This window comes from Planktotalea sp., from assembly GCF_965659345.1.
Lineage (GTDB): Bacteria > Pseudomonadota > Alphaproteobacteria > Rhodobacterales > Rhodobacteraceae > Planktotalea.
The window spans coordinates 230,408-239,025 of sequence record NZ_CBFHVK010000002.1 but is presented as its reverse complement, the minus strand read 5'-3'; the positions used below and the strand labels follow the sequence as shown (position 1 = coordinate 239,025).

General features: G+C 52.4%; 11 protein-coding genes. 5 read left to right on the top strand and 6 right to left on the bottom strand.

Annotated elements, in window-relative coordinates; genetic code table 11:
- Positions 1-137: 137 nt before the first annotated feature.
- The 5 genes from ACTG3Z_RS02605 to ACTG3Z_RS02585 form a co-directional block, all read right to left on the bottom strand.
- Positions 138-746, bottom strand: coding sequence for a hypothetical protein (locus tag ACTG3Z_RS02605; protein ID WP_439141086.1), 609 nt, complete (start codon positions 744-746; stop codon positions 138-140).
- A 17-nt stretch (positions 747-763) separates the two neighbouring features.
- Complete coding sequence (locus tag ACTG3Z_RS02600) at positions 764-1,198, bottom strand: VOC family protein (RefSeq protein WP_439141081.1); 435 nt, start codon at positions 1,196-1,198, stop codon at positions 764-766.
- Positions 1,199-1,217: 19 nt separating this feature from the next.
- On the bottom strand, positions 1,218-2,204 hold the full coding sequence (locus ACTG3Z_RS02595) for an alpha/beta hydrolase (protein WP_439141080.1): 987 nt from the start codon (positions 2,202-2,204) through the stop codon (positions 1,218-1,220).
- Entirely contained in the window at positions 2,201-2,953 is a 753-nt protein-coding gene (locus ACTG3Z_RS02590; RefSeq protein ID WP_439141079.1) for an alpha/beta fold hydrolase, read from the bottom strand. The genes ACTG3Z_RS02595 and ACTG3Z_RS02590 overlap by 4 nt, the downstream gene beginning before the upstream one ends.
- A gap of 68 nt (positions 2,954-3,021) precedes the next feature.
- Entirely contained in the window at positions 3,022-3,246 is a 225-nt protein-coding gene (locus tag ACTG3Z_RS02585; RefSeq protein WP_375265612.1) for a hypothetical protein, read from the bottom strand.
- Positions 3,247-3,535: 289 nt separating this feature from the next.
- On the opposite strand from ACTG3Z_RS02585, the gene thrS reads away from it, so the two are divergent.
- The 5 genes from thrS to ACTG3Z_RS02560 all read left to right on the top strand — a co-directional run bounded on the left by thrS (position 3,536) and on the right by ACTG3Z_RS02560 (position 8,264).
- Positions 3,536-5,482, top strand: a complete 1,947-nt coding sequence (gene thrS, locus ACTG3Z_RS02580) for a threonine--tRNA ligase (protein ID WP_439141078.1) — start codon at positions 3,536-3,538, stop codon at positions 5,480-5,482.
- Positions 5,483-5,722: 240 nt separating this feature from the next.
- On the top strand, positions 5,723-6,013 hold the full coding sequence (locus tag ACTG3Z_RS02575; protein WP_439141077.1) for a BufA1 family periplasmic bufferin-type metallophore: 291 nt from the start codon (positions 5,723-5,725) through the stop codon (positions 6,011-6,013).
- 56 nt (positions 6,014-6,069) lie between these two features.
- Entirely contained in the window at positions 6,070-6,933 is an 864-nt protein-coding gene (gene bufB, locus ACTG3Z_RS02570; RefSeq protein WP_439141076.1) for an MNIO family bufferin maturase, read from the top strand.
- Entirely contained in the window at positions 6,930-7,685 is a 756-nt protein-coding gene (locus ACTG3Z_RS02565) for an HvfC/BufC N-terminal domain-containing protein (RefSeq protein ID WP_439141075.1), read from the top strand. The genes bufB and ACTG3Z_RS02565 overlap by 4 nt, the downstream gene beginning before the upstream one ends.
- A 27-nt stretch (positions 7,686-7,712) precedes the next feature.
- On the top strand, positions 7,713-8,264 hold the full coding sequence (locus tag ACTG3Z_RS02560) for a DoxX family protein (protein WP_439141074.1): 552 nt from the start codon (positions 7,713-7,715) through the stop codon (positions 8,262-8,264).
- Here the strand turns inward: ACTG3Z_RS02560 and ACTG3Z_RS02555 are convergent.
- On the bottom strand, positions 8,253-8,567 hold the full coding sequence (locus ACTG3Z_RS02555) for an ArsC/Spx/MgsR family protein (protein ID WP_439141085.1): 315 nt from the start codon (positions 8,565-8,567) through the stop codon (positions 8,253-8,255). The genes ACTG3Z_RS02560 and ACTG3Z_RS02555 overlap by 12 nt on opposite strands.
- Between the last annotated feature and the right edge of the window lie 51 nt (positions 8,568-8,618).

Below are 8,618 nucleotides of genomic sequence, written 5' to 3'. Positions count from 1 at the left end.
CAAGTACCGTGGCTGTAGGCTAAATCCGTCTGGGGTAAGGGGGAGATCGGCCTCAGACCGATTTGTGCAACAAAGCCTTGTTAGGGTTTGAAAAATCCGAAGAAAGAAGTGTGCCGCACATCTATCACCCGCGAAGTCTATGCGATTTTCAAACCACGGAATTCGGGAAAATCCGAATAGCGCTTTTGGCGCATCGTAAGTGGTTCAACGGGCTCAGCAAACGCCTTTACCAACGTACCCTTTGGCGCAATGTAGCTGTCTATCCGTCGGGGCGTGTCAGGTCGCCAAGACAGATTGAAAGCACAGAGCTTTGGAAAGAACCAGACCTCCGCAAAAGGGAGATGATCATAAAGCCAATAGGCCAAATCACGCCAGTCACGCCCATGGGCATAGCGGTCTTCGAACCAAGGTATTGCAATAGATGCGCCTGCAATCTCGACATTTTCGAAATCCCAAATGTGGCATTCTAGCGGATACTCATTGCGCGCGCAGTTCAGGCGGTTTTCGTTGCCAAAACGGTTCAATTCAGGCGCGCGGTAGCCTGAACGAACCCCAATGCGTCCAAATGTTTCTTCTAGCGGATCAAGAAGATTGGTGCAGAACGCCCGTCCCCTTTCAATCGCGAGATCCGGATTCTCGGGAATATTTTGAATGCGATGAATATTGCCAATTTCAGAATAGAGGAATTCACGCATGTAGAAGTATTTAGACAATCGCACCCGCCCCAAAGTCTCGAGCGACCACATGGAAGCAGGTTTGCGCATTACTCGTAGCCGCCGTTCCAACGAAATGCGCCATCTTCTTTACGAAGTGGCGAAAATGGATTGTGCGCAACCTCCCAGATATGCCCGTCTGGATCTGCAAAATAGCCGTGATGCCCGCCCCAGAACACGTCGGTTGCGGGTTTCAGAATGCGTGCGCCAGCTTTTTCAGCAGCCGCCAAGACGGTCGCAACATCAGCTTTTTCACGACAATTATACCCAAGCGTCGAACGTCCTGTTCCAAGATCAGCGACATCAATCCCAATATCTTTTGCAAGCATATCGAGTGGATAAAGACCAAGGGTTTGCCCAAGCAAATCATAGGCGACAACGCCATCATCGGTCTCTACGCGCACCCACCCCATCGCATCGTAAAACGTGGCAGATGCATCCATATTCGTGACGCCAAGTGTGATTAAGCTTACGCGTTGTTCCAATGTTCATCTCCTCAATAGGTTATTTCAAAACACTTTTCGCCCAATCGATCATTGCCTGAGATGCGCCTGCCGTTTGTCCAGGTGATAGGATATCCCCCGCAATAACATGGCTATAAGGGTCATCGCCCTCCCCCATACTTAGGATTTCAAGGCCGCTTTCGCCGCCCCATTCTTCAGCCACTTCGCGGTTTTTGGTCGCGCTCACAACCTGATCTTGATCAGAAATCATGAAGAGCGCTGGAATTTTCGCTTGGCCAAGATCCAAACCATCAACCGCTTTCACCAAAGCGGCCATGGGCATCAAAGCAACGGTTGGATAGCTGTTAGTCCAATACGCGGTATGGCCGTCATTAAGCGTTTCAAAGCTACGCTGCGCACCCGCAACTATCGGCCCCCACCAGCGCACCGCTGGCCACGTTAGGATCACTGATGCTGGCGAGTTTAAAGCAAAGTTGGGGGATACAAACACCGCACCAGCAACGTTTTGCATCAGATCTTCGCGCAACGCTGCAGCGGCGACCAATGTGCCACCTGTGGAGGTTGAAATTACGATCACTTGCTCACCAACTTGACGGGCTGCGGCCAATGCTTCAGCCGTGTCATGCATCCAATCTGCGGCACTAGCTTCTGCCATCGCATCACCGCTGCGTCCGTGTCCGGCGAGCCGCGTGTAAACAAGGTTTGCGCCCAGCGCCTCCGCGACATTATCCGGCACAGGGCGAATTTCTTCGGATGTCGCAGAAAATCCATGGATATAGAGCACTGATACAGGTGTCTTAACCCCGGCTTCACCCGCCCAAATGACGCGCTTTTCTGTGCCATCTACAATATCATCAAACGCACTCTCTTGCGTGACGAAATAGGCATCGAGGTCGTCGCCCAAAAGCGCTGGATCAAAACTTGCATTTAAATCGACTTTTTCGCGCGGCCCAAACACAGCAAGTGCTGCGATACATAAGACGAGCAGTATGATACCGCGACCAACCCACTTGAAAAACGTTTTCATAACGTGTTTTCCCCTGCCATTATGACATCCTCAACGGCTTGCTCGATCAGCGCTAAACAGGCATTGTCAGAAAAGCGATGGTCTGCGCCGTCTACCAGCGTCAATCGCATGTCTGAGCCGCTCGCGTGCGCCAAAAGCTTTAGGGCGAGCGACATATCAACATCTTCGTCAGCCGTGCCTTGCAAGAAACGTGTTGGGAAAGGAAGTTCTAACGGATCGCGCAAAACAAGCTGGTTGCGACCATCTTCTATCATGCGCTTGGTAATGATGTAGGGCTCACCATAGTCCGAGGGCAATGCGACCTGCCCTTTGCTCGTGAGCTCTTCGCGTTGAGCTGCATCAAAGCTGGCCCACATGCTGTCTTCTGTAAAATCGGGGGCCGCAGCGATTGTCACCAACCCTGCTATCCGCTCTGGCGTGCGCTTTGCCGCCAACAAGGCCTGCCATCCGCCCATAGAGGAACCGACCAAGATAAGCGGACCATCCGTGAGCTTTTCAAGCGCTTGCGCCGTGTCTTCAGCCCAATCGCCAATGCAGCCGTCTGTGAATGTGCCGGAACTTTCACCATGCCCAGAATAATCAAACCGCAGAAACGCGCGCCCTTTTGCAATCGCCCAGTCTTCTAGGTGAATGGCTTTGGTGCCTTGCATGTCTGATTTCAAACCGCCCAGAAACACCACAGTAGGGCCTGAGCCGTCGGTCTTCTCATAAGCAATTGTTCGCCCCTGCGCTGTCTCAAGAACCGCCATCGCACCCTCCCATTCGATTGGGTCGGATCATGCGGTTCTTAGCGTATTTTCGCAAGGGCCACGCAGGGTTAACCGCTGATATAGGTACCGTTCTTGGGACGGTAGAAAACCTTTTGATTATGCAAGCGACCCAATAGATCATGGATCTGGCTAACCTCATCGCAATTGGGCGCATTGTCTGTATTTGCGGCAAGCGCGTCATTTCGCAGATTGGTCTTCACTTCACGCAGCGCGCTTTCGATCACCTCGAGGTCTTCAACAGTCAATTCAAATTGTGTGTTGTAACGTGGCATATCAGTGCTCCAGCATGTCTGAAATGGGGTTATTTCTGTCGTTAATTGAGCATATCAGGCTGTTATCCGCCAACTCAACCCCTAGGACGCACAATAATATTCATTCAAAACATGAGCTTAGCTCACCTACGACAGTATTCATCAGCATACAACGCTGCATACTTTTGTACGCAATCAAGCACTTAGCCGACTTGACGTGATTCCCGCATATGGTCATAGAGGCGGTGCAGATAGCACAAACCCGCAACCGGGCGCTTTCGTAGGCGCCAAACTGACGAGGAGCGCCGATATGGCTAACGTCACACTCACTTTCCCTGATGGCAACAAACGTGAATACCCAAGTGGTATAACTGCCGCTGATGTTGCTGCGGATATTTCCAGCTCACTTCGTAAAAAAGCGATCAGCGCCACAGTGAACGGCGCGCATTGGGACCTGCAATGGCCGATTGAAAGCGACAGCAGCATCGCTTTGAATACCATGAAGGACGAAGAGCCCGCGCTTGAATTGGTGCGTCACGACCTCGCCCACATCATGGCGCGCGCGGTGCAAGAGATTTGGCCAGATGTGAAAGTCACCATCGGACCTGTCATCAAAGATGGCTGGTACTACGACTTTGATCGCAAGGATCCATTCACGCCTGAGGATTTGGGCGTCATCGAGAAAAAGATGAAAGAGATCATCAACGCGCGCGATGCTGTGCGCACTGAAGTTTGGGACCGCGCCCGAGCGATCAAGCATTATGAAGATAACAATGAACCTTACAAAGTCGAGCTAATCGACGCCATTCCAGGCGACGAGCCTTTGCGCATGTATTGGCATGGCGAATGGCAAGACCTGTGCCGTGGGCCGCATTTGCAGCACACCGGCCAAGTTCCGGGTGATAGCTTCAAATTGATGAGCATTGCTGGCGCGTATTGGCGCGGTGATTCAGATCGCGCGATGCTTCAGCGTATTTATGGCTGCGCCTTCTTGAACAAAGAGCAGCTTAAAAAGCATATGAATATGCTAGAGGAAGCGGCGAAACGCGATCACCGCAAGCTGGGTCGCGAGATGAACTTGTTCCACATGCAAGAAGAAGCCCCCGGTCAGATTTTCTGGCACCCCAATGGCTGGCGTATTTATACAGAGCTTCAAGACTACATGCGCCGCAAGCAATATGCAGGTGGTTATGTTGAGGTGAACACGCCGCAAGTCGTGGATCGCAAGCTGTGGGAGCAATCGGGTCACTGGGAAAAGTACCAAGAGAATATGTTCATCGTTGAGGTTGATGAAGAGCACGCGCGCGAAAAAGCGGTGAATGCTTTGAAGCCGATGAATTGCCCCTGCCACGTGCAAATCTTTAATCAAGGTCTGAAATCCTACCGCGACTTGCCGCTGCGCATGGCGGAGTTTGGCTCGTGTAACCGGTATGAACCATCGGGTGCGCTGCATGGCATCATGCGCGTACGCGGCTTTACACAGGACGATGGGCACATCTTCTGTCGCGAAGATCAGATTGAGTCAGAGACAGCTGTTTATATCGACTTCCTAAGCTCGGTTTACAAAGACCTCGGCTTTGAAGAGTTCCGCGTGAAATTTTCGGATCGCCCTGAAAAGCGCTCTGGCTCGGATGAGGTCTGGGATAAAGCTGAAGACGCCCTGCTCAAAGCGACACGCGCGGCGGGCATCGAGCCAGAGATGAACCCGGGCGAAGGCGCATTTTACGGGCCCAAGCTTGAGTTTGTGTTAACCGACGCGATTGGTCGCGATTGGCAGTGTGGCACGCACCAAGTGGACTTCGTTTTGCCAGAGCGCTTGGATGCAAGCTACATTGGCGCTGATGGCGATAAGCACCGTCCTGTCATGTTGCACCGTGCAACGCTTGGCTCTTTCGAGCGATTTATCGGCATCTTGATCGAATCCCATGCAGGTAAACTGCCGTTCTGGATTGCACCGCGTCAGGTGGTTGTGGCCTCGATCATCTCCGATGCAGATGACTATGTGTATGAAGTTGTCGCCGCCCTAAACGCAGCAGGCGTGCGCGCAGAGGCAGATATTCGCAATGAAAAGATCAATTATAAGGTCCGCGAGCATTCTGTCGGCAAAGTTCCTGTTATTTTGGCCGTTGGTGCGCGTGAAGTAGAAGAACGCACAGTGACCGTTCGACGCCTTGGCGAAAAACAAACTAAGGTAGAAACGCTGGAGTCTGTAATATCTGCACTTTCACTCGACGCGACCCCCCCTGATAAACTGTAACATTCACCTGTTATACGTCAGATCTTTTGCAACAAAGCCCGCCCCTTTCGGCGGGCTTTCCTTATTTTTATAGGGTTTGATTGATTTTCAGCCTCACATCAAACCAGAATTTCTTAACGCGCGCATGACACACGGACGCGTGAATAGATTTTGCTCTGCTTCAAAGGCTAGGGTTATTTCAGTCGCCACAATCGGCGCTGAACCAAACACTTAACTATTTCAACTCTAAAGGAACACATCATGTCCAACGCACTCAAAACACTCGCAATCGTCGGCGCAGCAGCAGCAGCTTTCACAGCACATGGCACAACTGAAGGTCACGCAGCAGGCAAAGAAAAATGCTTCGGTGTGTCCCTTGCCGGTAAGAACGATTGCGCAGCGGGCGCAGGCACAACATGCGCAGGTACATCCACAGTGGATTATCAGGGCAACGCATGGACATTGGTTGACGCAGGCACATGCGAAACAATGGAATTGCCGGGCGATCGCATGGGTTCCTTGAAAGAACTGAACCGCGACCTGCCAGCATAAGCTGAAATACTGTAGGGTGCGTGATATCACGCACCCTACTCATCTAGGATCCCACTATGTTTGACGCGAACACCACTGCCCTTCTGCCAAACGCGCCTGGTGTCGGCTATAAGCCCCAGCACTTTGCGGATATCCTAGAAGCGCCCCAGCCCGTTGAGTGGCTCGAAATACATGCAGAAAACTATATGGGATTGGGCGGTCGCCCTTTGGCGCAATTGCGCCATCTCGCCGAACGTTTTCCAATTTCAGTACATGGCGTCGGGTTAAGCATCGGTGGTGAAGGACCGCTGGATCGTGAGCATCTCGCGCGGCTAAAAACCCTTTGTGATTGGCTCAAGCCCGCAAGCTTTTCCGAGCACCTCGCATGGTCCTCACACGAGAATGCGTTTTTGAATGACCTCCTCCCATTGCCTTATACGCAAGACACATTGAACCGCGTCGCAGATCATATTGATCAGGTGCAAGACGTTCTGGGTCGCCAAATGCTACTGGAAAATCCCTCGAGCTATCTGGCATTTTCTGAAAGCACGATGAGCGAGACCGATTTCCTAAGCGAAATCGCGCAGCGCACCGGCTGTGGTTTGCTATTGGACGTCAACAACGTGTTTGTGTCCGCGACGAACCTCAAGCTCGATGCACGCACTTATATTGACAACTTCCCATTGGAGCAGGTGGGTGAAATCCACCTTGGCGGCCATGATGAAGAGACCGACGATCACGGTGCCCCCCTGCTGATCGACAGCCACGGCGCAGAGATTGCGGATCCCGTTTGGACCTTGCTTGACTACACTTTGGAACGCTCTGGCCCGAAGCCCTTGTTGATCGAATGGGACACGGATGTCCCTGAATGGCCGATCCTTGCAGATGAAGCGAAACGCGGCGCGCGCGCGCTTGCTCCAGCACTGGCTATCGCGTCATGATCACGACGCAGACAGAATTTCGCGCCGCGATCTTTGATCCTGAAATGGCGATACCCACCAGCTTGATAGATGGAGTGGAGCAACCCGCAGGTAAGCGCTTCAACGTCTACCGCAACAATGTCATCGTCAGCCTGAAAGAGGCGCTGAGCGAGAGCTTTCCCGTTATTTCCAAGCTCATCGGCCCACAGAATTTTGCCAACCTTGCCGGGCTTTATGTGCGCAATCATCCGCCTTCTGACCCGCGCATGATGCTGTATGGCGCCGAGTTTCCGGCTTTTTTGGAAAGGTTCCAGCCGCTTCAACATGTTGAATACCTTGCCGATGTCGCCCGTTTAGAGCTGGCTCAAAGATACGCATATCACGCGGCTGATGCCATGCCGATCAACCCCGCGATCTTTGGTGAACTCCCGCCGGAAGCGCTTTCCAGTGCAACGGTAGAGTTCGCACCCGCAATGCACATTATACGATCTTCGTGGCCCGTGTTGGATATTTGGCACTTCAATATGACAGAGGGCGCACCGCAACCAAGTGCTAGCGCGCAGGATGTATTGATTGCGAGAGCAGAATTTGATCCTGTGATGCTTTCTATGCCTGCGGGGAGCGCAGAGCTGATTGCGCTGTTACAAAACCAAACGACGCTTGGTGACGCGCTTGAAATGATAGAGCAAAGCCATCCTGATTTCGACTTCTCGGCCTTGCTTGGGCTGCTTTTACAAACGGGTGCGCTTGTCGCGCTCACCCCCTCCCAATAATCAATTACGACCACAAGGAAGACCCAAATGCGCAGCCTTATTGCACTCCAAGACCGCCTACTTGCCCCGATTGGCAATGGCGACAATGCACTCCCGTTTGCTGCGCGTTTTGCTTTTGCTGCTTCACTGGCGCTATATTTCTTTAACTCTGGCCTGACGAAACTTGGCGATGGGATTTTCGGGTTTCTTCAACCCTCCCTTGGCGCTTATGCGCAAATCTTTCCACGCGCGATGGAAGCCGCAGGTTATGACGTCAGCCAACTTGGCATCTTTCATTGGGCCGTCGTCACGGGTGGCACAGTCGCAGAATTCGTCCTGCCGGTGTTGATCATCATCGGCTTGTTTGCGCGCCTTGCTTCAATCGGAATGATCGGCTTTATCGTCGTTCAAAGCCTGACAGACCTGATCGGTCATGGCGCTTGGGACGACAAGGCAGTGCTGGGCGCATGGTTTGATCGTATCCCAGACGGCATTATTCTGGATCAACGGATGTTCTGGGTACTTGCGCTATCGATCATCGTGTTCAAAGGCGCAGGCTGGCTGTCGCTTGATCGTTTCTTTGCTAGATCAGAGGCCTAACGCCGCCTGAACGTCCTTAGTCCAACCAAGATACAGGGTCCCATTGGCCTCGATCAATGGGCGTTTCATCAGGGCTGGGTGTTCTTGCAACAATTCAAGTGCGGGGCGCGCGCGTTGGCTATCATCCAATCCGCGCCAGGTCGTGGAGCGCGTGTTGAGCAAAGCAGCGCCAAACTGGGCCTCAGCCGCCTGCAATAGTTCAAAAGAAATACCATCAGCACGCACGTCGACGAGATGCGCGTCAGGTAACGCCCTTAGCGCTTTACGACAAGTATCGCAGTTCTTAAGGCCATAAAGCTTCATCATTTCCTCCAGATTTTGATCAAAACATGCGTTCATAACGAAAATGTCAAC

Coding starts and splice junctions, on each gene's coding strand:
- ACTG3Z_RS02605 (WP_439141086.1), bottom strand. CDS start 746: ATGTGGTCGCTCGAGACTTTGGGGCGGGTGCGATTGTCTAAATACTTC.
- bufB (WP_439141076.1), top strand. CDS start 6,070: ATGTTTGACGCGAACACCACTGCCCTTCTGCCAAACGCGCCTGGTGTC.
- ACTG3Z_RS02555 (WP_439141085.1), bottom strand. CDS start 8,567: ATGAAGCTTTATGGCCTTAAGAACTGCGATACTTGTCGTAAAGCGCTA.
- ACTG3Z_RS02575 (WP_439141077.1), top strand. CDS start 5,723: ATGTCCAACGCACTCAAAACACTCGCAATCGTCGGCGCAGCAGCAGCA.
- thrS (WP_439141078.1), top strand. CDS start 3,536: ATGGCTAACGTCACACTCACTTTCCCTGATGGCAACAAACGTGAATAC.
- ACTG3Z_RS02585 (WP_375265612.1), bottom strand. CDS start 3,246: ATGCCACGTTACAACACACAATTTGAATTGACTGTTGAAGACCTCGAG.
- ACTG3Z_RS02565 (WP_439141075.1), top strand. CDS start 6,930: ATGATCACGACGCAGACAGAATTTCGCGCCGCGATCTTTGATCCTGAA.
- ACTG3Z_RS02590 (WP_439141079.1), bottom strand. CDS start 2,953: ATGGCGGTTCTTGAGACAGCGCAGGGGCGAACAATTGCTTATGAGAAG.
- ACTG3Z_RS02560 (WP_439141074.1), top strand. CDS start 7,713: ATGCGCAGCCTTATTGCACTCCAAGACCGCCTACTTGCCCCGATTGGC.
- ACTG3Z_RS02595 (WP_439141080.1), bottom strand. CDS start 2,204: ATGAAAACGTTTTTCAAGTGGGTTGGTCGCGGTATCATACTGCTCGTC.